General features: G+C 72.5%; 23 protein-coding genes and 1 pseudogene. 16 read left to right on the top strand and 8 right to left on the bottom strand.

What is annotated here, in order from left to right; all coding sequences use genetic code 11:
• Nucleotides 1-21: 21 nt before the first annotated feature.
• The 3 genes from FIV43_RS13335 to FIV43_RS24065 are packed head-to-tail and all read left to right on the top strand — an operon-like array spanning nt 22 to nt 1,780.
• Nucleotides 22-1,170, top strand: coding sequence for a sensor histidine kinase (locus FIV43_RS13335; RefSeq protein ID WP_196780791.1), 1,149 nt, complete (start codon nt 22-24; stop codon nt 1,168-1,170).
• Between the two features lie 8 nt (nt 1,171-1,178).
• The gene (locus FIV43_RS13330) at nt 1,179-1,661 is read left to right on the top strand and encodes a response regulator (protein WP_456237731.1); all 483 of its coding nucleotides are present in this window, start codon (nt 1,179-1,181) and stop codon (nt 1,659-1,661) included.
• A complete protein-coding gene (locus FIV43_RS24065; RefSeq protein WP_456237730.1) occupies nt 1,613-1,780 on the top strand; it encodes a LuxR C-terminal-related transcriptional regulator in 168 nt (55 codons plus the stop codon). The genes FIV43_RS13330 and FIV43_RS24065 overlap by 49 nt, the downstream gene beginning before the upstream one ends.
• Before the next feature lie 16 nt (nt 1,781-1,796).
• Here the strand turns inward: FIV43_RS24065 and FIV43_RS13325 are convergent, their stop codons facing one another.
• On the bottom strand, nt 1,797-2,771 hold the full coding sequence (locus FIV43_RS13325; RefSeq protein WP_231123297.1) for a diacylglycerol/lipid kinase family protein: 975 nt from the start codon (nt 2,769-2,771) through the stop codon (nt 1,797-1,799).
• 150 nt (nt 2,772-2,921) lie between these two features.
• Between FIV43_RS13325 and FIV43_RS13320 the strand changes: the two genes are divergently transcribed.
• Nucleotides 2,922-4,352, top strand: a complete 1,431-nt coding sequence (locus FIV43_RS13320; protein ID WP_141014528.1) for a carboxyl transferase domain-containing protein — start codon at nt 2,922-2,924, stop codon at nt 4,350-4,352.
• Between the two features lie 9 nt (nt 4,353-4,361).
• Here FIV43_RS13320 and FIV43_RS13315 read toward each other — a convergent pair whose 3' ends face one another.
• Nucleotides 4,362-4,742, bottom strand: coding sequence for a nuclear transport factor 2 family protein (locus tag FIV43_RS13315; RefSeq protein WP_141014527.1), 381 nt, complete (start codon nt 4,740-4,742; stop codon nt 4,362-4,364).
• A 262-nt stretch (nt 4,743-5,004) separates the two neighbouring features.
• Here FIV43_RS13315 and FIV43_RS13310 point away from each other — a divergent pair, with 262 nt between their 5' ends.
• Nucleotides 5,005-6,288, top strand: coding sequence for an adenylosuccinate synthase (locus FIV43_RS13310; protein ID WP_141014526.1), 1,284 nt, complete (start codon nt 5,005-5,007; stop codon nt 6,286-6,288).
• 313 nt (nt 6,289-6,601) lie between these two features.
• Here the strand turns inward: FIV43_RS13310 and FIV43_RS13305 are convergent, their stop codons facing one another.
• Nucleotides 6,602-8,737, bottom strand: coding sequence for a serine/threonine-protein kinase (locus tag FIV43_RS13305; RefSeq protein ID WP_141014525.1), 2,136 nt, complete (start codon nt 8,735-8,737; stop codon nt 6,602-6,604).
• A gap of 302 nt (nt 8,738-9,039) precedes the next feature.
• Here FIV43_RS13305 and FIV43_RS21050 point away from each other — a divergent pair, with 302 nt between their 5' ends.
• From FIV43_RS21050 to FIV43_RS13275, 7 genes are all read left to right on the top strand, one after another.
• A complete protein-coding gene (locus FIV43_RS21050) occupies nt 9,040-9,183 on the top strand; it encodes a hypothetical protein (protein WP_181407480.1) in 144 nt (47 codons plus the stop codon).
• Nucleotides 9,180-10,778, top strand: coding sequence for an Ig-like domain-containing protein (locus FIV43_RS13300; protein WP_141014524.1), 1,599 nt, complete (start codon nt 9,180-9,182; stop codon nt 10,776-10,778). Before FIV43_RS21050 ends, FIV43_RS13300 begins: the two co-directional genes overlap by 4 nt.
• Before the next feature lie 192 nt (nt 10,779-10,970).
• Nucleotides 10,971-12,263: a phosphoribosylamine--glycine ligase gene (purD, locus tag FIV43_RS13295; protein ID WP_141015938.1), complete on the top strand. Its 1,293-nt coding sequence runs from the start codon at nt 10,971-10,973 to the stop codon at nt 12,261-12,263.
• Entirely contained in the window at nt 12,256-12,789 is a 534-nt protein-coding gene (locus FIV43_RS13290) for a GNAT family N-acetyltransferase (protein ID WP_141014523.1), read from the top strand. Before purD ends, FIV43_RS13290 begins: the two co-directional genes overlap by 8 nt.
• Nucleotides 12,790-12,879: 90 nt before the next feature.
• Nucleotides 12,880-14,328 (top strand): adenylosuccinate lyase, encoded by a 1,449-nt coding sequence (gene purB, locus FIV43_RS13285; RefSeq protein WP_141014522.1) that lies wholly within the window; start codon nt 12,880-12,882, stop codon nt 14,326-14,328.
• Nucleotides 14,274-14,744: an SRPBCC family protein gene (locus FIV43_RS13280; protein ID WP_196780790.1), complete on the top strand. Its 471-nt coding sequence runs from the start codon at nt 14,274-14,276 to the stop codon at nt 14,742-14,744. Before purB ends, FIV43_RS13280 begins: the two co-directional genes overlap by 55 nt.
• 71 nt (nt 14,745-14,815) lie before the next feature.
• The gene (locus FIV43_RS13275; RefSeq protein WP_231123295.1) at nt 14,816-15,301 is read left to right on the top strand and encodes an aromatic ring-opening dioxygenase LigA; all 486 of its coding nucleotides are present in this window, start codon (nt 14,816-14,818) and stop codon (nt 15,299-15,301) included.
• Nucleotides 15,302-15,342: 41 nt separating this feature from the next.
• Here FIV43_RS13275 and FIV43_RS13270 read toward each other — a convergent pair.
• Nucleotides 15,343-15,662, bottom strand: a pseudogene (locus FIV43_RS13270) (antibiotic biosynthesis monooxygenase family protein).
• A gap of 87 nt (nt 15,663-15,749) precedes the next feature.
• Nucleotides 15,750-16,190: a hypothetical protein gene (locus tag FIV43_RS13265; protein ID WP_141014521.1), complete on the bottom strand. Its 441-nt coding sequence runs from the start codon at nt 16,188-16,190 to the stop codon at nt 15,750-15,752.
• A 106-nt stretch (nt 16,191-16,296) separates the two neighbouring features.
• On the opposite strand from FIV43_RS13265, the gene FIV43_RS13260 reads away from it, so the two are divergent.
• Complete coding sequence (locus tag FIV43_RS13260; RefSeq protein WP_231123293.1) at nt 16,297-17,220, top strand: phosphoribosylaminoimidazolesuccinocarboxamide synthase; 924 nt, start codon at nt 16,297-16,299, stop codon at nt 17,218-17,220.
• Nucleotides 17,221-17,368: 148 nt separating this feature from the next.
• On the top strand, nt 17,369-18,934 hold the full coding sequence (locus FIV43_RS13255; RefSeq protein ID WP_141014519.1) for a long-chain-fatty-acid--CoA ligase: 1,566 nt from the start codon (nt 17,369-17,371) through the stop codon (nt 18,932-18,934).
• Nucleotides 18,935-18,967: 33 nt separating this feature from the next.
• Here FIV43_RS13255 and FIV43_RS13250 read toward each other — a convergent pair whose 3' ends face one another.
• On the bottom strand, nt 18,968-19,450 hold the full coding sequence (locus FIV43_RS13250) for a general stress protein (protein WP_141015935.1): 483 nt from the start codon (nt 19,448-19,450) through the stop codon (nt 18,968-18,970).
• A gap of 115 nt (nt 19,451-19,565) precedes the next feature.
• Here FIV43_RS13250 and purS point away from each other — a divergent pair, with 115 nt between their 5' ends.
• Both purS and purQ read left to right on the top strand, forming a co-directional pair.
• Complete coding sequence (gene purS / locus FIV43_RS13245) at nt 19,566-19,838, top strand: phosphoribosylformylglycinamidine synthase subunit PurS (RefSeq protein ID WP_141014518.1); 273 nt, start codon at nt 19,566-19,568, stop codon at nt 19,836-19,838.
• Nucleotides 19,835-20,503 (top strand): phosphoribosylformylglycinamidine synthase subunit PurQ, encoded by a 669-nt coding sequence (gene purQ, locus FIV43_RS13240; RefSeq protein WP_141014517.1) that lies wholly within the window; start codon nt 19,835-19,837, stop codon nt 20,501-20,503. Before purS ends, purQ begins: the two co-directional genes overlap by 4 nt.
• Here purQ and FIV43_RS13235 read toward each other — a convergent pair.
• The gene (locus tag FIV43_RS13235) at nt 20,496-21,335 is read right to left on the bottom strand and encodes a sigma-70 family RNA polymerase sigma factor (protein WP_231123291.1); all 840 of its coding nucleotides are present in this window, start codon (nt 21,333-21,335) and stop codon (nt 20,496-20,498) included. The two genes, purQ and FIV43_RS13235, sit on opposite strands and share 8 nt — an antisense overlap.
• Before the next feature lie 310 nt (nt 21,336-21,645).
• The gene (locus FIV43_RS13230) at nt 21,646-22,413 is read right to left on the bottom strand and encodes a response regulator (RefSeq protein WP_141014516.1); all 768 of its coding nucleotides are present in this window, start codon (nt 22,411-22,413) and stop codon (nt 21,646-21,648) included.
• Between the last annotated feature and the right edge of the window lie 64 nt (nt 22,414-22,477).

Here is a 22,477-nt window from a genome sequence, read left to right as displayed (position 1 = left end):
CGGATCCGCGAGGATGGGCGCGTGCGCCAGCTCCGACTGACCGGCTATGCCGTCGTGCAGCTCCTCCTCGCGATCGTGATGATCGTGATGGTCGTGCTGTGGGTGGCCGGTCTGGTGCTCGCCCTGGTCTGGGTGGGGATCGCCGTACTCGCCGTCTGCATCCCCGCCACCCGCTGGATCGCGAACCGGCACCGGGCGATGGCGGCCCAGGTGCTCGGCGCCCCGGTGCCGGTGCCCTACCGACCGCACCCGCGCGGGGACCTCATCGGCACGATCCGGGTGGTCGTGGCGGACCCGATGACCTGGCGGGACCTGGCCTGGCTGGTGGTCGCCCCGGTGGTCGGGATCGTGGTGTCCCTGGTCGTGGTGATCCTGCTGCTCTGCGTCGCCACCGGCGTGGTGTGGTGGTTCCTGACCCCTCCGCTGATGACCGCCCGTGCCCACTTCGACCGGTTCTTCCTCGCCTACGGGCGCACCGGCCAGCTCGAGCAGCAGGTGCAGCACCTCACCGAGACCCGCGCCGACCTGGTCGACCACTCGGCCGCGGAGCTGCGGCGGCTCGAACGGGACCTGCACGACGGCGCCCAGGCGCGGCTGGTCGCGCTGTCGATGAGCCTGGGGATGGCCGACGCCGCCTTCGACGAGGATCCGGAGACCGCGCGGCGCCTGGTGCGGGAGGCCCGGAGCACCGCGGGAGCCGCGATCGGTGACCTGCGCTCGGTGGTGCGCGGCATCCACCCGCCGGTGCTCGCGGACCGCGGGTTGGTCGGGGCGGTGCAGGCGATCGCCCTGGACCTGCCGATCGACGTCCGGGTCGGGGCGCGGCTGACCGGCCGGCCGCCGGCGCCGCTGGAGTCCGCCCTCTACTTCGGGGTCGCCGAGTGCCTGGCCAACGTCGGCAAGCACGCCGGCGCCGAGCACGCCTGGGTCACCCTGGAGCACGCCGACGGTCGGCTGCGCGCCGTCGTCGGTGACGACGGGGCCGGGGGCGCCGACCCGGCGCGGGGCACCGGACTGCGGGGCGTCATGCGACGGATGTCCGCCTTCGACGGCACGATGGCGGTGTCGAGCCCGCCCGGCGGCCCGACCCTGATCACCCTGGAGGTGCCGTGCGCCCTGCGCCCGACGAACGACCTCGACTCGTCCTCGCCGAGGACCATGCCCTGCTGAGGGCCGGGATGACCCAGCTGCTCGAGGGCCACGGCTTCACGGTGCTGCACGCGGTCGACAACGCCCCCGAGCTGGACCGGGCGCTGCGGGACCCCGCCGCCGACGGCGCCGTACTGGACGTGCGGATGCCGCCGACGGAGACCGACGAGGGCCTGCGGGCGGCGATCGCGGTCCGCGCCCAGCGGCCCGGGTTCCCGGTGATGGTGATCTCCCAGTACGTCGAGCAGCTCTACGCGCGCGAGCTGCTGGCCGGCGGCGCGGGCGGCGTCGGCTACCTGCTCAAGGACCGGGTCGGTGACGTCGCCGAGTTCGTCGACGGGGTGCGCCGGGTGCTGGCCGGCGGGACCGTGCTCGACCCGGAGGTGGTGGCCTCGGTGATGGCGCAGCACCGGGAGGAGCCGCTGGACCGGCTCACCCGCGGGAGGGCGAGGTGCTCGCGCGGATGGCCGAGGGGCGCTCCAACGGCGCGATCGCCGCCGACCTGGCGGTGAGCGAGAAGGCCGTGGCCAAGCACATCAACAGCATCTTCACCAAGCTCGACCTGCCGCTGGCCGACGACGACCACCGACGGGTGCGTGCGGTGCTGACCTGGTTGCGGCTCGAGGAGTGACCGGCCCCGACCGTCGTCAGGCCGAGGGGTCGGCGGCGTCCTGCGTGCCGGGCACCACGACCCGGTAGGCGCCCGGCAGCACCCGCCAGGTGCGGCGTCGTACCGGACCGTCGATCTCGCCGTCGCTGTTGACGTCGAAGTCGTCACCCGCGTCCGCGGCGATGGTGATGGTGCTGCCGCGCAGCATCTGGACGTCGGCGTCCTCGGGATGACGGCGGAAGGGGAGCAGGGCGGCGACCCGGAGCCGGGACCAGACCCCGGCCGGGGTCGCGATCAGTACGTCGACCTGGCCGTCGTGCGGGTCGGCCGCGGGCGTGAGCTCGGTGCCGCCGCCGACCGAGGCGCCGTTGCCGAGCGCCACCATCAGCACCCGGTGGTCGGTGTCGTGGACGACCTTGCCGTCGACCTCGACCCGCAGCCGCCGCATCGGCGGGTCGACCGCGGTCAGCAGGGCGCCGATCGGATAGCCGAGCTTGCCCAGGTTGACGCGGCCGACGCCGACCCGGCCCAGCCGTTCCTTCCACGCCGCGCCCCGCTCGCCGGCCTCCGCGCTCGCCCCGACGTGCACACCGTTGACGGTGACCGCTCCGGTGTCGTCGACCACCAGGTCGGCCGGGCGGGCGGTCCCGGTGGCGGCGATCGGCGCCGCGGCCACGGCGTCCAGCGGCAGGCCGAGCGTGCGCGCGAAGTCGTTGCCGGTCCCCATCGGCACCAGCGCCACCTCCACCCCGCCGAGCAGGTGGTGGCGGTGCAGTGCGGCCATCACGGCGTGGATGCTGCCGTCCCCGCCGATCACCACCACGCGACACTCGTCCAGCGCCTCGGTGCCGGTGAGCAGGTCGTCGAGGTCCTCGGGGGAGGAGGTCCGGGCGACCTCCACCTCGGCGTGGCTGCGCAGCACCTCGAGCACCGCCTCGACGGTCTCCTCGGCGGTGGAGCCGGCCTTGTCGTTGGCGATCACCAGCAGGCGGGAAGCGGGGGCGTCGGGCACAGGCCGAACTCTAGGGCGTGCCCGCCGCGTCCCCGGCCGCACTGTCGATCGCACCGTCGGCCGCACCGTCGGCCGCACGGTCGCCCCGACCCGCCGTCCGTGGTGTAACACCGAGTTACAACCGGTGCTCCGCGCGTCTAGGGTCGGCCCATGGGGAGCACACGACGCTGGACCGCGCGCGAGCTGGTGGACCTCGTCCTCGACGAGGGGAGCTATCGGTCCTGGGACGAGCCGATCGACATCTCCGGCCACCCGGAGGAGTACCGGGCCGAGCTGCGGGCGGCGGCGACCAGGGCGGGCACCGACGAGTCCGTGCTCACCGGCCGCGGGACGGTGCGGGGCCGACCGGTCGCGTTCGTGGTCAACGAGTTCGGCTTCCTCGCCGGGTCCATCGGCACCGCCGCGGCCCACCGGATCGCCGCAGCGGTGCGCCGGGCGACCGCGGAGGGCCTGCCGGTGCTCGCCTCCACCGCCTCCGGCGGGACCCGGATGCAGGAGGGCACCCGGGCGTTCGTGCAGATGATCGAGATCAGCCGGGCGCTGATGGAGCACCGCGCGGCGGGGCTGCCCTACCTGGTCCACCTGCGGCACCCGACCACCGGCGGGGTCTACGCCAGCTGGGGATCACTGGGCCACGTCACCGTCGCCGAGCCCGGCGCGCTCGTCGGCTTCCTGGGGCCGAAGGTGTTCGAGGCGCTCCACGGTCGCGCGTTCCCCGAAGGGGTGCAGACCGCGGAGAACCTGGCCGCCAAGGGAGTGATCGACGCCGTCGTCGCCGCCGAGGACCTGCCGGCGCTGGTCGACGCCGCCCTCGCGGTGCTCGTCGACCCGGCGGTGCCGCCGGCGCTGGAGCGGCGTACGCCGCTGCTGGCCGGCGACCGCGTGGAGCACGACGTCTGGGAGGACATCGACCGGACCCGGCGCGCCGACCGGGTCGGCGTACGGGACCTGGTGAAGCACGGTGCCGATCCCGGCACCATCCGGCTCCGCGGCACCGACGAGGGTGAGCGGGACGACTCGGTGCTGATCGCGCTGACCCGCCTGGACGGCCTGCCGTGCGTGCTGGTCGGCCAGGACCGCAGCCGGCAGGGCGCGTCGACGCCGATGGGACCAGGGGCGCTGCGCGAGGCGCGACGGGCGATGCGGTTGGCCGAGGAGCTCGGACTGCCGCTGGTCACCGTCGTCGACACCCCTGGGGCGGAGCTGTCCGCGGAGGCGGAGGAGGGCGCGATCGCCGGTGAGATCGCCCGCTGCATCGCCACCCTGGTGACGATGACGGTGCCCACCGTCTCGGTCATCCTCGGCCAGGGCTGCGGGGGCGGCGCCCTGGCGATGCTCCCCGCCCGGACCGTGATGGCGACCAGCCGCGGCTGGCTCTCCCCGCTGCCGCCGGAGGGCGCCAGCGTGATCGTGTACGGCGACGTCGGCCGCGCCGCCGACATGGCCCGCGCCCAACGGGTCGGTGCCCTCGACCTGCTGGCCGCCGGCGACGTCCACGTGGTGGTCCCCGAGCACCCCACCGACACCTCCGCCGACCTGGCCCGCGCCGTGGTGGCCGAGATCGCCCACCAGCTGCGCTGAGCCGGAGGGTCAGCCCCCGGCGACGACCATGTCCTCGCCGGCCCAGAAGGCACGCATGCTGGTGATCCGCGCGTCGTCGTCGAAGGTCATCACGTCGATCGGCGCCAGCGTGTACGTCGCATCCCCGGCCTTGGTCACCAGCTCGAACGCGAACGCCGCCTCGTTGCCGGCCACCCGGACGTGGAGCAGCCGACCCTCCTGCTCCAGGCCGTCCAGGGCGCCGTAGAACTCCGCGATCGCCTCGCGGGTGGTGCGCACCTCGCTGCCGACCGGATCCTCGACGGTCGCCCCGTCGGCGTAGAGCGCGACGACGTCGGCCGAGGTGCCGGAGGCGACCAGGTCGACGTAGCGCTGGATGGTGCCGAGGATGGCGTCCCTGCTGGCGGTCATCGATTCTCCTCAAGAACTGGAACGTGTTCTAGAAGAGGATGGCGGACCGACCCCGTCACGTCCAGGGTGCAGCGGGGGTCCTGGTCGAGGAGGCGCGGCGACGGGAGGGGTTTTGGTAGCGTGTGGCCGCAAGAGCCCCGGTCTTGCCGGGGCTGTTTGCTTGTCAGGACACGCAACCGAACAACCGAACCCAACAGTGGTGCGTTGAGCAGCCGGGTCACGCGGCCCGGAGGGACTCCGTCCCGAGCGAAGGAGCAAGCACATGCCCGCGATCGTGATCGTCGGAGCCCAGTGGGGCGACGAGGGCAAGGGCAAGGCCACCGACCACCTCGGCAGCCAGGTCGACTACGTGGTGAAGTTCAACGGCGGCAACAACGCCGGCCACACGGTGGTCATCGGCGAGGAGAAGTACGCCCTCCACCTGCTGCCCAGCGGCATCCTCACCCCGGGCACCACCCCGGTGATCGGCAACGGCGTCGTCGTCGACATCGACGTGCTCTTCCACGAGATCGACGGCCTCGAGGCACGCGGCATCGACACCTCGCGGCTCCGGCTCAGCGCCAACGCGCACGTCATCGCCGACTACAACCGCACCCTGGACAAGGTGACCGAGCGGTTCCTCGGCAGCCGCCGGATCGGCACCACGGGTCGCGGCATCGGCCCCACCTACGCCGACAAGATGAACCGGATCGGCATCCGGGTCCAGGACCTCTTCGACGAGAAGATCCTGACCGCCAAGGTCGAAGGGGCGCTCGAGCTCAAGGGGCAGGTGCTCACCAAGGTCTACAACCGTCGCGCGCCCGACGTGCAGCAGACCGTGGAGGAGCTGCTCGCGCACGCCGACCGGCTGGCGCCGTACGTCTGCGACACCACGCTGCTGCTCGGCGAGGCGCTGGACCGCGGCGAGACCGTGCTGCTCGAGGCCGGCCAGGCCACGCTGCTCGATGTCGACCACGGCACCTACCCGTTCGTGACGTCGTCCAGCGCGACCTCCGGCGGTGCCTGCACCGGCTCCGGCATCCCGCCGACCCGGATCGACCAGGTCATCGCGATCGCCAAGGCCTACACCACCCGTGTCGGCGAGGGGCCGTTCCCGACCGAGCTGCACGACGAGAACGGCGAGTTCCTGCGCAACGCCGGCCACGAGTTCGGTACGACGACGGGCCGGCCCCGCCGCTGCGGCTGGTTCGACACCGTGATCACCCGCTACGCCGCGCGCGTGAACGGGGTCACCGACTTCGTGCTGACCAAGCTGGACACGCTGACCGGTCTGGAGCAGCTCCCGGTCTGCGTCGCCTACGACGTCGACGGTGTGCGCCACGACGAGATGCCGGTGAACCAGTCCGACTTCCACCACGCGACGCCGGTCTTCGAGTACCTGCCGGGCTGGTCCGAGGACATCAGCGGCTGCCGGGACTTCGCCGACCTGCCGAAGAACGCCCAGGACTACGTCACGTTCGCCGAGGAGCGCTCCGGCGCCCGGATCTCGGTCGTCGGCGTCGGTCCCGAGCGCGAGCAGGCCGTGGTCCGACACCCGCTGCGCTGACCTGCCCCACCCACCCCCGCCGAGAGGTCACAAGCCCACGGCCGAGAGGTCGCAAGCCCACGGCCGAGAGGTCGCAAGGTCGGGGCCGAGAGGTCGCAAGCCCAGGCCTGATGTCTGAACCCCCAACTCGACCGGTCCGAACCCCCAACTCGACGGGTCCGAACCCCCAACTCGACGGGTCCGAACCCCCAACTCGACGGGTCCGAACCCCCAACTCGACGGGCCCGAACCCCCAACTCGACGGGCCCGAACCCCCAAGTCGATGGGCCCGAACCCCCAACTCGACGGGTCTGCCGGGGGCGCTGGGTGTGCGTCAGTACAGCGGGGAGTAGATGTCGTCGCACTCCTCGCCGCACTCCAGCGAACCCCAGTCGACCTCGTCGGCGAAGGACTCGCCGTCGGAGATGCGGACCGTCACGCCGAGGGCGGTCTCCTGCTTCGTGGCCTCGTAGACCTGGATCAGGTCCTCGTCCCCGTCGCCGTCGACGTCGGAGAGCGCGTAGCCGATGATCCCGCTGTTGTAGATCTGGTCGCGGGCCTCCTCGCGGGACCGGTTGGTGCGGGCCCACTCCTCCCGGGCGCCGATCTGCCCGTCGGTGAACCGGTAGACCCACAGCCCGCGCCGCACGCCCGACTCCACCACGAGCTCGTCGGTGCCGTCGCCGTCGACGTCGCCGATCAGCCAGCTGGTGACATACGGGTTGACCGCCGCGTCGCGCAGCTCCCGGGGGGTGGCGGCGACGAACTTCGCGTCCTCGGCGTCGAGGACGGTCAGGGTCTCGTTCTTGTCCTGGTCCTCGGGCTGGAAGTAGACGATGACCTCGTCGGCTCCGTCCCCGTCGACGTCGCCGGACCAGGTGAAGCCGCCGGAGTCGCCACCCTGGTACCACTGGGTCGGCTCGCCCAGCTCCCCGTCGTCGGCGAGGGCCACGAAGATCACGTCCGGGGAGCCGTAGGGGGTGCCGATCATCACCAGGTCGTCGTCGCCGTCGCCGTCCACGTCGGCCAGGTGGTTCGCGTAGCCGCTGAACTCGAACTCCGGGTCGACCTCGAGGCTGGTGGAGCTCTGGTCGCCGTCCATGGTCTGGATCGCGATGGCCAGCTCGGTGTCGTCGGTGTTCGCGTCGATCCACACCCGCTCGTCGACGCCGTCGCCGTCCAGGTCGCCGAGGTGCGGCACGCCCTCCAGCGCGCCGACCCGGTCGGCGCTGCCGAACTGCATCCCGGTGGAGGGCAGGGTCCACACCGACAGCGGCGCCGTGGCGTCAAGCCGGCCCTGGTGGATCTGCAGGTCGCCGTAGCCGTCGCCGTTGGTGTCGCCGGCCACCGACTCGGCCGGGCTGTCCTCGTCCTCGGCGGTCGCGTCCGCGTCGTCCGAGCCGCGGGTCAGCGCGAGGACCAGGCCACCGGCGACCAGGGCGAGCACCGCCACGACGCCGACCAGGATCGGCCACCGCGACCGCTTGCGCGTGGAGCCCGATGCCGCCGGAGCACCAGCCGCCGGAGCACCGCCCACCGGGGCACCGGCGGGCGGCGGCGGGGGCGGGGGAGCGGCGAGTCCGCGCAGCGCGGTGCCCTGCGGAGGCAGCGCCAGCGTGAGCGGCGTGGTCGGCGCCTCGGCGGCGAGCGCCTCCAGCTCGGTGCGCACGGTGGCCGAGTCCGGTCGGTCGGCCGGGTCCTTGGCGAGCAGCCCGGCGAAGAGGGCGTTGAGCCGCCCGATCAGCGGGGTGGTCCCGGTCAGCTGCGGGACCGGCGCACGCTGGTGGGCCAGGGCGATCTGCACCTCGGTGCCGCTGTAGGGCTCCGATCCGGTGAGTGCCACCCAGAGCACGCAGCCCAGGGCGTAGAGGTCGCTGGCGGGGGTGGCCGGGTGACCGTCCGCCCGCTCGGGGGCCAGATAGCTCCCGGTGCCGGCCACCATCCCGGTGGCGGTCGGGGCGGGGCCGTCGATGCCCTCGGACCTTGCGATCCCGAAGTCGCAGAGGTAGGCGTGCGGGTCGTCCTGGTCCAGGCCGCGCAGCAGCACGTTGGCCGGCTTCACGTCCCGGTGCAGTACGCCGCGCCGGTGCGCGTCGCTCAGCCCCCGGGCCAACTGCGCGGCGATCTGCAGCGCGGTCCGCGCAGGCAGCGCACCGCTCGCCCGGAGGCGGGTCGAGAGGTCGGTGCCGTCGACGTACTGCATCACGATGTAGGGAGTGCCGTCGATCTCGTCGTGGTCGTGGATGGTGACCACGTAGGGCGAGTCGAGCTGGGCGAGCGCCTCCGCCTCGTGCTGGAACCGGTCCCGGAACTCGTCGGAGGCGGCCAGTGCGCCGGTGATGACCTTGAGCGCGACCGTGCGGTGCAGTCGGAGGTCGGTGGCGGCGAAGACCATCCCCATCCCGCCCTGGCCGATCAGGCGATCGAGACGGTAGCGGCCGAATTCCTCGCCGACGCGCGGCACGAACATGGAGGACTCCCTGTCGAGATCGAAGTGCGTTGTGGGGATTCTGGCGTATTGCAGCACGTCCAAACCTCGCCGGGCACGAGGGCTGAGTCACCCGGCCGGGGCGGGCCGGAAACCTGTCGACGCCGGTGACTAGTCATTTCGGGTCGGGACGCGGCCGTCGACCGGACGGTTTTCGGCTCCGGTGGCGGCGTCGTGTGCCGTTCTGTCGGGGGCGCATGTTTCTCTGATGTCGCCATCCGGCGCGACCCGAGCTCTCGGTGTCGCCCACTGTTCTGTACCACTCGCATCACAGAGGTTCCTTCATGTCTGCATCCACTTCACCGCGCCGTACGGCGCGTGTGCTCGCCGCGAGCGCCGTGGCCGCCACCGGGCTGACCGTCCTCGGCACGGCCGCCGCCACCGCCGCCCCTGAGCCGCGTGCGACCGCCCCGAGCAGGTCGTGTTGACGCCGGTCGACGTCACGACCAGCGCGACCCGCGCCACCGGACACAACGACTTCCGCGCTGACGGGGTCCGGGTCTGGACCGAGGGCTCCACCAGCACCGACAAGGCCGCGGGCTACTTCGACGTGCACCTTCCGCTGGCGGCTGTCGGCGAGCCCGCGATGGAGTGGAGCAGCAGCCAGAGCGCGCAGCCCGGGCTCCAGCTGGCCACCGACTTCGATGGGGACGGTGACATCGACGGCGTGCTGGTCGGCGAGGCCGTCTACGGCGGCAACTGGTGGGTCGGCAGCATCGACGACCAGGCCGTCTTCGCGGCGCCGAACACCCCGCCGACCACCGGTGGCGGCGGCAGTCAGTTCAACGGCACCCTCGACGAATGGCGTGCGGCCTACCCGGATGCTCAGGTGCTCCAGGCCGGCTGGTCGCTGGGCTCCGGTGTGAAGGGTGACGGCGTCATCTACTCGCTCACCGTCGGTGCGACCGACTACCTCTTCTCGAGGAGCGAGGGGAGGACGACCACCCTGTACCCGAACGAGGTCGTCCACACCGACACCCGCGCGACGGGACACAACGACTTCCGTCAGACCTCGGGCGTCCGGGTCTGGACCGAGGGATCCACCTCCACCGACAAGGCCACCGGATACTTCACCGTCGGTGAGGATCTGGCCCGGGTCGGCGAGCCGAGCATGCAGTGGCGGGCCAACGGCACCGACAACCGGCTGATGCCCGGTCTGCAGCTGGTGATCGACGTCGACGGCGACGGCGAACCGGATGGTCTTCTCGTCGGTGAGCGCACCTACGCCGACGGCACCAGGCTCTACCAGGAGAACTTCGGGCTCACCAACTGGTGGCTGACCGGCAGCTCCACCGACGCCGTCAAGGCGATGGCCCCCTCCGACAAGGGCGGCTACGGATCGGCGTTCAACGGCACCTTGGCCGAGTGGCGCGCCGCGCTCCCGGGCGCGACGGTGATCAGCGCCGGGTGGTCCCTGGGTTCCGGGGTCAAGGGTGACGGCGTGATCGAGGCGATCACCGTCGGCAGCACCACCTACACCTTCACCGGCAGCAATCGCGCGCCCCAGTCCGCGGACGCCGAGCTGACTGTCGCGTCCGGCGCGTCCGGCCGCGTGCGCCTCCAGGCCACCGATGCTGACGGCGACACGCTGACCTACAGCGTCGACGGCCGTGAGCTCACCGGCGCCACGTTCCGCTACCAGGCGCCCCCCGACTTCGCCGGTCAGCAGACCGTGGAGTACCAGGTGACCGACGGTCGCGACATCGCCACCGGCGAGATCGCCATCGACGTGGTCCCCGCCCGCACCAAGGCGAGCATGGTCGTCGGGCCCCAGAAGCTCACCAGCAAGAAGGTCGTCCGGGTGCGACTGCACGTGACCTCGACCGGCAGCACCTCGGGCGGGCGCGTCCAGGTCGCCGTGGACGGCAAGCGCGCCGGACGCGGTGTGATCGGCGACAACGGCAGGGTGAAGGTCGTCCTGGCCAAGAAGCTGGCCAAGGGCAAGCACTGGATCACCGCCACCTACCGCGGCACGGACTACACCGCTGGCGTCGTCCGCACCACCCGGGTACGCGTGCGCTGATCATCACCGCGCGCGTCCAGCGCGCAGCCCCGGCGGTCCGGTGCGACATCGATCGCAACGGCCGCCGGGGCGTCTGACCCGATCCGTCGGCAGGCCGCCTCGTGACCTCGGCACCACCCGGGGACATGACCGGATGGAGCAGGTCGACACCGGCTCGTAGGATCGTCTCCCGTGACTGCCGCACCCCACGCCCTGACCTGTCTCGTGATCGGCACCGGCGGCCGCGAGCACGCGCTGGCGCTGGCGCTCTCCCGGGACCCGGCGGTCGGCGCGGTCCACGCGGCGCCGGGCAATCCGGGGATCGGCGCCTTCGCCGCGCTGCACGCGGTCGACCCGATGGACGGCTCGGACGTGGCCGACCTGGCACAGCGGATCGGTGCCGACCTGGTGGTGATCGGCCCGGAGGCGCCGCTCGTGGGTGGCGTCGCCGATGCGGTCCGGGGGCGCGGGATCGCGGTCTTCGGGCCGTCCGCCGCGGCCGCGCGGCTGGAGGGGTCCAAGGCCTTCTCCAAGGAGGTGATGGCCGCTGCCGGCGTGCCGACGGCCGGGTCGCGCACCTGCACCACGCCCGAGGAGGCCGCGGCTGCGCTGGATGCGTTCGGCGCGCCGTACGTGGTCAAGGACGACGCGCTCGCGGCCGGCAAGGGGGTGGTGGTCACCAACGACCGTGCCGAGGCGCTCGAGCACGCCGCCGCCTGCGGACGCGTGGTGATCGAGGAGTTCCTGGCCGGACCGGAGGTCTCGCTCTTCGCGATCTGCGACGGGGAGCGGGCGCACCCGCTGCAGCCGGCCCAGGACTTCAAACGGATCTTCGACGGCGGTCGCGGCCCGAACACCGGCGGGATGGGCTCCTACTCGCCGCTTCCGTGGGCGCCCGCCGATCTCGCGCAGACGGTGATCGACACCGTGGTGCAGCCGACCCTGGACGAGATGGGGCGGCGCGGCGCGCCGTTCGTCGGCTGCCTCTACGTCGGCCTGGCGCTCACCGTCGCCGGCCCGAAGGTGATCGAGTTCAACTGCCGCTTCGGCGACCCCGACATCCAGCCGGTGCTGGCGGTGCTCGAGTCGCCCCTCGGCGCGCTGCTGCACGCCGCCGCGCGGGGCAGGCTGGACGAGGTCGAGCAGCCGCGGTTCCGCGACGCCGCCTCGGTGACCGTGGTGCTGGCCTCGGCGGGCTATCCCGAGGGCTCCTCCAAGGGCGACGTGATCACCGGGGTCGGCGCCGCCAACGGCGTGACCGACGTCGACGTGATCCACGCCGGTACGGCGCTGCGCGACGCCCCGGACTCCGAGGCCGGGGCCGAGCTGGTCACCGCCGGTGGCCGGGTGCTCGCCGTCCGCGCCCTCGGGTACGACGTCGCCGACGCCCGGGCCCGCGCCTACGCCGCCGCGGAGCTGATCTCCTTCGACGGCCTGCAGCGTCGCTCCGACATCGCCGCCGAGCCGCTCGGGGTGGTCGAGGGCGCCGCCGTCCTCGATGAGTGAGGGGCGAGCCGGCTCCGCACGCCCGGGGCTGCCGTTGATCGTGGAGGCCGAGCGCCTGCGCCTCCCGCTCTGGGACGCGGCGACGGCGGCCGCGTTGCGCGCGGGCGATCGCCGCCCCGAGTGGCACCCGGACTTCCCGCGCCGCGACGAGCTGGACGTGCTCGGCCTCTGGGTCGACGGCGACACCTGGGGACGACGTTCGGTCCTCTCCCGGCGGGCCGGACGGGTGATGGGCTCGATCGGTTTCTTCGCGCCGCCGGAGGAGGCCGCGGACGGGGTCGCGGAGGTGGAGGTCGGCTTCGGGTTGGTCGAGCCCGCCCGCGGCCACGGCGCGATGGGCGAGGCGCTCGGTGCGCTGCTCGTCGAGGTCGACGGCCGCGCGGTGCGGGTCCGGGCCCGGGTCCGCCCCGAGAACCGCGCCGCCCTGCGGGTGCTGCAGCGCCAGGGGTTCACCGGGCTGCGGGCCGCGGACGAGGACGGCTGCCTGGTCATGGTGCGGCCGCTGCCGAGGCGATCACCGGACTGATGCCGCAGCACCGGGCCTCAGCGCGCTCCGGTGCCCACCCCGTCGCCGCCGGTACGACGTACAGCCGGCCTCGTGGGAGAATCGCCCACCGTGACGGTCCCGAATGTCCTCGCCACCCGCTACGCCGCCGCCGACCTGGCCCGGATCTGGTCGCCCGAGCACAAGATCGTGCTCGAGCGACAGCTGTGGGTCGCGGTGCTCACCGCCCAGCAGGACCTGGGCATCGACGTCCCCGACGGTGTCGTGGACGCCTACCGGAAGGTCGTCGACGCCGGTGTCGACGCGGTCGACCTGGCCTCGATCGCGGCCCGGGAGCGGGTCACCCGGCACGACGTGAAGGCGCGGATCGAGGAGTTCTCCGCGCTCGCCGGTCACGAGCACATCCACAAGGGGATGACGTCGCGCGACCTGACCGAGAACGTGGAGCAGCTCCAGGTCCGGCAGTCGCTGGCGCTGCTGCGCGACCGCGGTGTCGCGGCCCTGACCCGCCTCGCCCGACTCGCCGGCGAGCACGAGGTGACGGTGATGGCGGGGCGCAGCCACAACGTGGCGGCCCAGGCCACCACCCTGGGCAAGCGCTTCGCCACCGCCGCCGACGAGCTGATGATCGCGCTGGAGCGGGTCGAGGAGCTGCTCGGCCGCTATCCGCTGCGCGGCATCAAGGGCCCGATGGGCACCGCCCAGGACATGCTCGACCTGCTCGGCGGGGACGAGGACTCCGAGCGCGGTGCCGAGCGGCTCGCCGAGCTCGAGCAGCGGGTCGCGGCCCACCTCGGCTTCGAGCGGGTGCTGACCAGCGTCGGCCAGGTCTATCCGCGCAGCCTGGACTTCGACGTCCTCTCCGCGCTGGTGCAGCTGACCGCGGCGCCGTCCAACCTGGCCACCACCATCCGGCTGATGGCGGGCAACGAGATCGTCACCGAGGGGTTCAAGGAGGGGCAGGTCGGCTCCTCGGCGATGCCGCACAAGATGAACACCCGCTCGTGTGAGCGGGTCAACGGCCTGGCCGTGGTCACCCGCGGCTACCTCTCCATGGTGGGCGAGCTGGCCGGCGACCAGTGGAACGAGGGCGACGTCTCCTGCTCGGTGGTCCGCCGGGTCGCCCTGCCGGACGCCTTCTTCGCCGTCGACGGACTCTTCCAGACCTTCCTCACCGTGCTCGACGAGTTCGGCGCGTTCCCCGCGGTGATCCAGCGCGAGCTCGACCGGTACCTGCCGTTCCTGGCCACCACGAAGGTGCTGATGGCCGCCGTCCGCAACGGCGTCGGGCGGGAGAGCGCGCACGAGGCGATCAAGGAGGCCGCGGTCGGCACCGCGCTGGCGATGCGCAAGGGCCAGGCCGACAACGACGTGTTCGCCAAGCTCGCCGCCGACGAGCGCCTCGGACTCACCCCCGCCCAGCTGGAGAGCCTGGTCGCCGAGCCGATCGCGTTCACCGGTGCCGCCGTCGCGCAGACCCAGGAGGTCTGCCGCCGGGCCGCCGCGTGGGCGCAGCGGCACCCGGAGGCGGCCGGGTACGCACCGGGGGAGATCCTCTGACCCGCCAGGTCGTCCTGGACGCCGCCGTCGACGCGGGGACGCTGTTCGCGTTCCTCGCCGATCCGGCGCGCCGACCCTCCTGGCAGTCGTCGCTGCGGCGGGTCGCCGACGTCGTACCGGGTCAGGGCGGGGTGCTCGGCGCCGGCACCACCTGGACCGACGTCACGGTCGTTCCCGGCATCCGTCCGCGGATGCGGACGACGGTCGCCGACCCCGGGGTCCGGTGGGCCGAGGAGGGACGCTGCGGGCCGGTGCGGGCGGCACTGACGCTGGACTTCCTCCCGCGGGCCGGGGGGTGCCGGGTGGAGGCGGTCTTCGAGGTCTCCGGGGCCGGGGTCGGGCCGTTCCTCACGGCGATCGCGGGTCGTCCGATCGCCGCCGATCTGCGCCGCGCGGTCGAGCTCGCCGGCGGCTGAGGAGCCTCCGGCGCCCAGATGGTGCCGTTGGACCCTTGTCGCGGGGCCCCGCGGGTTGGTTGGCTGGCAGCATGACCGAATCCACCGGCGCCCACAGCGCCGCACCGCGACCTGGCGACCACCGACCGGGCACCAACACGAACAAGGGCGTGCGGGCGATCGGGATCGTGCTGATCGTGCTGGGCGCGTTCTTCCTGGTCGCCGGCGTGGCGGCCTACGTCACCGTCTCCTCGACACTGTCGGCGGAGAAGATCACCGTCTCCGACGATGCCGACTTCCTCGCCGGTGACGACGTCGACGGTCCGTTCAGCGCGTTCGCGCAGGCGGACATCATCGCCGAGCACGCCGAGGGGATCGCCGACGGCAAGACCTACGCCGAGCTCGACCAGGACGACGAGCGGCGGACGACGGTGATGGACGCCTCGTTCCTGCGCGCGAGCCTCTTCACGTCCGTGGTCGCGTTCGGCGTCGCGGCGTTCGTCGCCGCGATGGGGGCCGTGCTGATCCTGCTCGGGTGGGCTCTGAACCGGCTGAGCCGGCCGACCGTGGTCGTCTAGGGTCGTCCAGGCCCCGGGGCTCACAGGCCCGGGGGCCAGCCTCAGGCCGGGGGCCGTACGTCGAGGGCGACCTCGAACTCGAGCAGATCCGCACCGGTGGCGACCGGCTTCTTGGGCGCCTCGCCCGGGGCGGCGGCGTGCGCCGCCCGTGCGTCGCCGTCGCGCCACGCGGCGAACGACTCCTCGTCCGCCCACTGGGTCACCACGAAGTAGCGGTCCTCGCCGGCGGTCGGACGCAGCAGCTGGAACCCGAGGAACCCGGGGGAGTTCTCCACCGCGCCGGCTCGGGCGGCGAAGCGCTTCTCCAGCTCGGGGCCGGCCTGCGGGGGACGGAGATGGCGTTGATCTTCACGACGGGCATGCTCGAAGCCTACGGCGCTGCCCTGACCGATCCCGGCCGGCGCCCGAACCACTCCGTGGTCCGCCGGAGCGCGGCGGAACGGGTCCGTCAGATCCGGATCTCGCCGCCCCAGTTCGCCAGCTTGGTGGCGACCGTGTGCAGGTTGACCGGGGAGAAGGTGCCCTCCATGAACGGCGCGAAGAACCACACGTGGAAGTGGCCGCGGTGCGCGCCGTACCGGCTCACGTCGACGTGGGCCGACTCCGGGAGGTTCTCGATGATCCGCACCAGCCGGTTGGAGATCCGGCCGAACTGCGAGGCGAGGTCGTCGTCGAGCTGGCCCACCCTGGTGTGCTCCCGGGTCTGCAGCAGCAGCGACGCCGCCATCTCCTCGGGGCCGTCGGTGTAGGAGAGGATCCAGAACTCGTCCTCCCAGACGACCCGCTCGGGGGTGAGCCCCGCGCACTCCGGGCACTCGCCCTGGACGGCCTGGCGCTTGGCGCCGACGATCCGGGCCCAGACCTCTTCTGCTTCTGCAGTCTCCGGCATGACAACAGAGTGCCACTGCCCGTCGGCGCGCGTTGCAGCACCCTGGAATTCGGGTCGGTTCGGCCACCGGACGGCGCCCGCCACGCGCGCCTCTAGGCTGGTCGCCGTGACGCTCGCGAACATCCCGCCCGCTCCCGCCCTCCCCGGCACCCGGCACCTGCACTCGGGCAAGGTGCGCGACCTCTACGAGATCACCGAGGGCGAGCACGTCGGCAAGCTGCTGATGGTCGCCAGCGACCGCCTCTCGATCTTCGACTTCGTGCTGGGCACGACCATCCCGGACAAGGGCGAGATCCTCACCCGGATGTCGCTGTGGTGGTTCGACCAGCTGGCCGACCTGGTGCCCAACCACGTGGTGAGTGCCGACCCGGCCGCGATCCCCGAGGCGGTCCGCGGCCGCGCGGTGGTCTGCGAGAACCTCCAGATGTACCCGGTCGAGTGCGTCGCCCGCGGCTACCTGACCGGGTCGGGCCTCAACGACTACCGGGCCACCGGGCAGGTGTGTGGGATCGACCTGCCCGCCGGGCTCGAGGACGGCAGCCGGCTGCCGGCCCCGATCTTCACGCCGGCCACCAAGGCCGAGCTCGGTGACCACGACGAGAACGTCTCTTTCGACGCCGTCGCCGGCACGGTCGGGGTGGAGACCGCGACGGCGCTGCGCGAGCTGACCCTCGCCGTCTACGACCGGGCCGAGGGGCTGGCCCGGGAGCGCGGGATCATCCTGGCCGACACCAAGCTGGAGTTCGGCTCGGTGACCCGCGCGGAGGGCGCCGTCGACCCGGCCCTGGTGCTGGCCGACGAGGTGCTCACCCCCGACTCCTCCCGCTACTGGCCGGCCGACGAGTGGCGCCCCGGCCGCACCCAGCCCTCCTACGACAAGCAGATCGTCCGCAACTGGGCGCTCTCGGACGAGAGTGGCTGGGACAAGGCGTCCGGCGAGGTGCCGCCGGCACTGCCGGAGGCGGTCGTCGAGCACACCCGCAACCGTTACCTCGAGGCCTACGAGCGGCTCACCGGCGAGCGGTTCTGACGCAGCAGCCCGGGACCGCTCCGGACCCGCCTGCCGGGGCGGACGGCCGGCCCGGCGTACGGGGTCGATGGACGTGGGCACAGGCAGCGCCCCGAGTTCTGTGCAGGGGACCGGTGCCCGCGCCGGGCGTGCGGACTAGGTTGTGGTCATGACGAACCTCGCCAGCTTCCTCGACGACAGCGCCGCCGCGTACCCGGATCGCACCGCGATCGTGCTCGGGGATGTGCGGCTGAGCTATCCCCAGGTCGACGCGATGGCCAACCAGGTGGCGAACCTGCTGGTCGCGCGCGGCATCGAGCCCGGTGACAAGGTCGCCCTCAGCTGCGCGAACCTGCCCCACTTCACGATCGTCTACTTCGGCATCCTCAAGGCCGGCGCGACCGTGGTGCCGCTCAACATCCTGCTCAAGGGCCGCGAGGTGGCCTACCACCTCGCCGACTCCGATGCGAAGGCCTACTTCGCGTTCCAGGGCACGCCGGAGCTGCCGATCGGTGCCGAGGCCTACGAGGGCTTCCGCCAGACCGACGCCTGCACCGACTTCTTCGTGATCACCGTCGACCCCGCGGCCGCCTCGCCGATCGAGGGCACCGAGACCCTCGGCCAGGCGATCGCCGACCAGCCCACGACGTTCCGGACCGTCGACGTCGACGACGACGACACCGCCGTCATCCTCTACACCTCCGGCACCACCGGCCAGCCCAAGGGCGCCGAGCTGCGGCACCGCAACATGCGCGACAACGCGCTCACCGGCGAGGCCCTCTTCGGCGCCGATCCGAGCACGCCGGACACCTACCTCTGCGTGCTGCCACTGTTCCACTCCTTCGGCCAGACGGTGATCCAGAACGGGGCGTTCGCCTACGGCGGCACCGTGGTGATGCTGCCGCGCTTCGAGGCCGGTCCGGCGATCGCGACGATGCTCAAGGAGAAGGTGACCTTCTTCGGCGGCGTCCCCACGATGTACTGGGGCCTGCTCGCCGCCCTCGACGACACCGTCGACGTGAAGGCGCTGGCGGCCAACCTGCGGGTCGCGGTCTCCGGCGGCGCGGCGCTGCCGACCGAGGTGCACCGCCAGTTCGCCGAGCGCTTCGGGGTCACCATCCTCGAGGGCTACGGCCTCTCCGAGACCTCCCCGGTCGCCTCCTTCTCCAAGTACGGCGAGGAGCCGCGCGTCGGCTCCATCGGCGTGCCGATCCCCGGGGTGGAGATGAAGCTGATCAAGGCCGACTCGTGGGACGAGATCGACGACGCCGGTGACGAGAACGCCGTCGGCGAGATCGCGATCAAGGGCCACAACATCATGAAGGGCTACTACAAGCGTCCCGAGGCCACCGACGAGGCGATCAGCCCGGACGGCTGGTTCCGCACCGGCGACCTGGGCCGCAAGGACGCCGACGGCTGGTACTACATCGTCGACCGGTCCAAGGACATGATCATCCGCGGCGGCTTCAACGTGTACCCGCGCGAGATCGAGGAGGTGCTGCTCACCCACCCGGCGATCTCGCTGGCCGCCGTGATCGGCGTGCCGCACGACTCCCACGGGGAGGAGATCAAGGCCGTGGTGATCCTCGAGCAGGGCGCCGAGGCGACCTCGGAGGAGATCGTGGCCTGGGGCAAGGAGCAGTTCGCCGCCTACAAGTACCCGCGCATGGTCGAGATCGTCGAGGCGCTCCCGATGACCGCCACCGGGAAGATCCTCAAGCGCGAGCTGAGCTGACCCGAGGGGCCCGGCCGGGCGGGCCCCGCCGTCCTACTCGAAGGCGTTCGGCAGCGCGCCGGGCAGGTCCGCGAGGAGCTGGCGGGCCTGCTCGGCGGACTTGTGCTCGACCAGCACCTCGTAGCGGGTGGCGACCACCTGGGTGATCGAGGAGAAGTCCCGTCGGCCCCGGGTCATCGCGTAGCCGACCAGCGCCATGATCACGCCGAAGCCGGCGCCGATCACCATCGTCGAGGCGAGCACGCCGAACACGCTCTCCTCGGTGAAGAGGCTGAAGATCAGGCCCACGAAGAGGCCGAGCCACAGGCCCGAGAGGATGCCGCCGAGGGCGACCCGACCGGTGGTCAGGCGGCCGGTGATCCGCTCGATCCGCTTCAGGTCGGTGCCCACGATCAGGCACTGCTCCACCGGGAACTTCTGGTCGGAGAGGTGGTCCACGGTGCGCTGGGCGTCGGCGTAGTCGTCGTACACGGCCAGGGACTGGGGGAACTGCAGCCGCAGCGGGTTGGTCGACATGGCGGCGCGGGACGGAGTGCTCACACCGCCAGTCTGCCGTACGACGCCGCGCCCGTCGCGTCGGCGACGTGTCCCGGCTGAGCGGTGCGCCGCCGGGGCCACTAGACTCTGCGGCGTGGCCCGAGTCGTCGTAGCCGTCATGCCCAAGCCCGAGATCCTCGACCCCCAGGGGAAGGCCGTCCAGGGCGCGCTCCCGCGTCTGGGCTTCAGCGGGGTGACCGATGTCCGTCAGGGCAAGCGGTTCGAGATCGAGTTCGACGGGGAGATCACCGACGCGGTGCTCGCCGAGGTCGACGAGATGGCCGAGACGCTGCTCTCTAACCCGGTGATCGAGAACTACACGGTCACCGTCGAGGCCTCCGAGACGGCCGGGGAGAGCGGCCGGTGAAGGTCGGCGTCGTCACCTTCCCGGGCTCGCTGGACGACACCGACGCCCAGCGCGCGGTCCGGATCGGCGGCAACGAGGCGGTCGCGCTCTGGCACGGGGACGCGGACCTGCACGGCGTGGACGCCGTGGTGCTGCCCGGCGGCTTCTCCTACGGCGACTACCTGCGCTGCGGCGCGATCTCCCGCTTCGCCCCGGTGATGGGCGAGGTGGTCGAGGCCGCTCGTCGCGGGATGCCCGTGCTGGGGATCTGCAACGGCTTCCAGATCCTCTGCGAGTCGCACCTGCTGCCCGGCGCGCTGATCCGCAACGACCACCGCCGGTTCGTCTGCCGCGACCAGCTGCTGCGGATCGAGAACAACCGGACGCCATGGACCTCGGCCTACGAGCCGGGCCAGGAGATCCGGATCGTGCTGAAGAACGGCGAGGGCGGCTTCGTCGCCGACGCCGAGACGCTGGCGCGGATCGAGGGTGAGGGCCAGGTGCTGGCTCGCTACCTCGAGGTCAACCCCAACGGCTCGATGAACGACATCGCCGGCATCACCAACGAGCGCGGCAACGTGGTCGGCCTGATGCCGCACCCCGAGCACTCGGTGGAGACGCTCACCGGCTCCGGGACCGACGGGCTGGGCTTCTTCACCTCCCTGGCCGCGGCCGTCCTCAGCTGACCGCCTCCAGCACCCCACGGGTGCGTCCGCCGTCCGCGTGCCGCGCGGCGACAGCGGCGAAGTAGGCCTGGCGGCGCCGTTGGGCGACGCCGCCGGCGCGGCCGGCCGGGCGCACCAGCGACGGGTCGAGGGCGTGGTTCATCCCGTCGCGCAGCAGGGTCATCGCCTCCGCCCGCATCTGCGAGATCCGGGAGTGGGTCACCCCGAGCTCGTCGGCGATCTCGGCCATCGGGCGCTCGGCGAAGAAGTACTCCTCGACCACGACGCGGAGCCGCTCGGGGAGCGCGGCGATCGCGGCGCGCAGGTAGGTCAGCCGCTCGGCGTGCTCCACCAGCTCCTCCGGGGACGGCTCACGCTGCGTCACCATCTCCTCCACGGTGGCTGTGGTCGCGCCCTGCAGCGAGAGCACCTGCGCGCGGGCCACGTCGTGGTCGTTGGCGGCCACCTCGTCGATGGAGAGACCGGTGGAGCCGGCGACCTCGGCGACGGTCGGCGGGCGACCGAGCGCACCGGCCAGGGTGGACCGGGTCTCGGCCAGGTCGCGCGCCCGGCGTCGTACCGAGCGGGAGGCCCAGTCGATGGAGCGGAGCTCGTCGAGGATGGCGCCGCGCACGCGGGTGGCGGCGTAGCGGTCGAACGGGACGCCGCGCTCGGCGTCGTAGGCCTTGCCGGCCATCACCAGGGCGGTCAGCCCGGCGGAGGTCAGGTCGTCGCGGTTGACGTGGGACGGCACCCGGCCCATCGTCTCGCGGACGATGTGGCCCACCAGCGGCATGTGGCTGGTGATCAGCTCCTCGGCGGTGGGCGAGGAGGTGCCCATAAGGTCGGTCATGCGCTCAGACTGCTGATTTCCCTCGGCGTGTCGCCGGGACTTCGGCACGTTCGGGCCTCGTTCGGGGAGGAATCGGGACCTGGGTCCCGGCGTGTCCCGGGTCCGGGGTGATCCGGCTGGGCGTTTGGTCCCGGTGCGGTTGACCTTTCGACCGCTGCGACGGGCGCACCCGGGCTCGGTCGGAGTCCGCCCCGACGGGCAGGCGGACCTCCGCCGGGCGCGCCGGGACGTCCCGCCGGGCGCGGTCGGACCCGGTCGGACCCGGTGACCCGGTACGGCGCAGCTGCGGCGCCGGCCTCCGACGGCGCGCTCAGACGGCGGGCTGGGAGACCGTCGCGCCGAGCGGGAGGTCGCCGGGCCGGCGGACGGGCTGCCGGTCGACACCGCGTCGGGCGGGGGCGTCCGCTGCTCGGTCGAGCCCGGGGACCGGGCCGGTGTCCTGCAGCTTGACGGCCAGCAGTGCGGCCTGGGTGCGGTGCTCGAGCCCGAGGCGGGCCAGCAGGCCGGTCACGTGGTTCTTGACGGTCTTCTCGGCCAGGAACAGCTTGCCGGCGATCTGCCGGTTGGTCAGGCCCTCGGCGATCAGGAAGAAGATCCGGCGCTGCTGCGGCGTGAGGTCGCAGATGATGTCCAGCGACCGGCGCTGGGTCTCCATCTGCTCCACCACGCGGGCTGCGACGGTGGGATCGATCAGCGAGTGGCCACCGGCGACGAGACGCACCCCGCCGACCAGCGAGGTGGGCTCGATCTTCTTCAGCACGTAGCCGGAGGCGCCGGCCAGGATCGCGCGGGAGATCGCGTCGGCGTCGTCGTCGTCGGTCAGCACGAGTCCGCGGATGTCCGGGTCGACGGCCCGCATCTCGCGACAGACCTCGATGCCGTTGCCGTCGGCGAGGACGGCGTCGAGCACCACCACGTCGGGGCGCAGGTCGAGGATCTCGCGGAGCGCGACCTCGGCGCTGCCGGTCTCCCCGACCACCTCGATGGCGGGGTCCTCGGCGAGCACAGCACGGATCCCCCGACGGACGATCTCATGGTCGTCGACGAGGTACACCCGGATGGCACGCTGATCTGGCATGACCGTCATTGTCGGGGCGTCGACGCGCTCCGTCCCACCGTTGAGCGGGATTCTGGGCGGTCGG

It is taken from the genome of Nocardioides sambongensis, from assembly GCF_006494815.1.
Lineage (GTDB): Bacteria > Actinomycetota > Actinomycetes > Propionibacteriales > Nocardioidaceae > Nocardioides > Nocardioides sambongensis.
This window is presented reverse-complemented; position numbering and strand designations above follow the sequence as displayed.

What these genes read in the sequence shown, in the direction of transcription:
- FIV43_RS13310 (WP_141014526.1), top strand. Translation starts at nt 5,005, where the DNA reads ATGCCCGCGATCGTGATCGTCGGAGCCCAGTGGGGCGACGAGGGCAAG.
- FIV43_RS13265 (WP_141014521.1), bottom strand. Translation starts at nt 16,190, where the DNA reads ATGCCGGAGACTGCAGAAGCAGAAGAGGTCTGGGCCCGGATCGTCGGC.
- FIV43_RS13250 (WP_141015935.1), bottom strand. Translation starts at nt 19,450, where the DNA reads ATGTCGACCAACCCGCTGCGGCTGCAGTTCCCCCAGTCCCTGGCCGTG.
- FIV43_RS24065 (WP_456237730.1), top strand. Translation starts at nt 1,613, where the DNA reads ATGGCCGAGGGGCGCTCCAACGGCGCGATCGCCGCCGACCTGGCGGTG.
- FIV43_RS13230 (WP_141014516.1), bottom strand. Translation starts at nt 22,413, where the DNA reads ATGCCAGATCAGCGTGCCATCCGGGTGTACCTCGTCGACGACCATGAG.
- FIV43_RS13330 (WP_456237731.1), top strand. Translation starts at nt 1,179, where the DNA reads ATGACCCAGCTGCTCGAGGGCCACGGCTTCACGGTGCTGCACGCGGTC.
- FIV43_RS13320 (WP_141014528.1), top strand. Translation starts at nt 2,922, where the DNA reads ATGGGGAGCACACGACGCTGGACCGCGCGCGAGCTGGTGGACCTCGTC.
- FIV43_RS13235 (WP_231123291.1), bottom strand. Translation starts at nt 21,335, where the DNA reads ATGACCGACCTTATGGGCACCTCCTCGCCCACCGCCGAGGAGCTGATC.
- FIV43_RS21050 (WP_181407480.1), top strand. Translation starts at nt 9,040, where the DNA reads ATGTCTGCATCCACTTCACCGCGCCGTACGGCGCGTGTGCTCGCCGCG.
- FIV43_RS13255 (WP_141014519.1), top strand. Translation starts at nt 17,369, where the DNA reads ATGACGAACCTCGCCAGCTTCCTCGACGACAGCGCCGCCGCGTACCCG.
- FIV43_RS13315 (WP_141014527.1), bottom strand. Translation starts at nt 4,742, where the DNA reads ATGACCGCCAGCAGGGACGCCATCCTCGGCACCATCCAGCGCTACGTC.
- FIV43_RS13275 (WP_231123295.1), top strand. Translation starts at nt 14,816, where the DNA reads ATGACCGAATCCACCGGCGCCCACAGCGCCGCACCGCGACCTGGCGAC.
- FIV43_RS13305 (WP_141014525.1), bottom strand. Translation starts at nt 8,737, where the DNA reads ATGTTCGTGCCGCGCGTCGGCGAGGAATTCGGCCGCTACCGTCTCGAT.
- FIV43_RS13290 (WP_141014523.1), top strand. Translation starts at nt 12,256, where the DNA reads ATGAGTGAGGGGCGAGCCGGCTCCGCACGCCCGGGGCTGCCGTTGATC.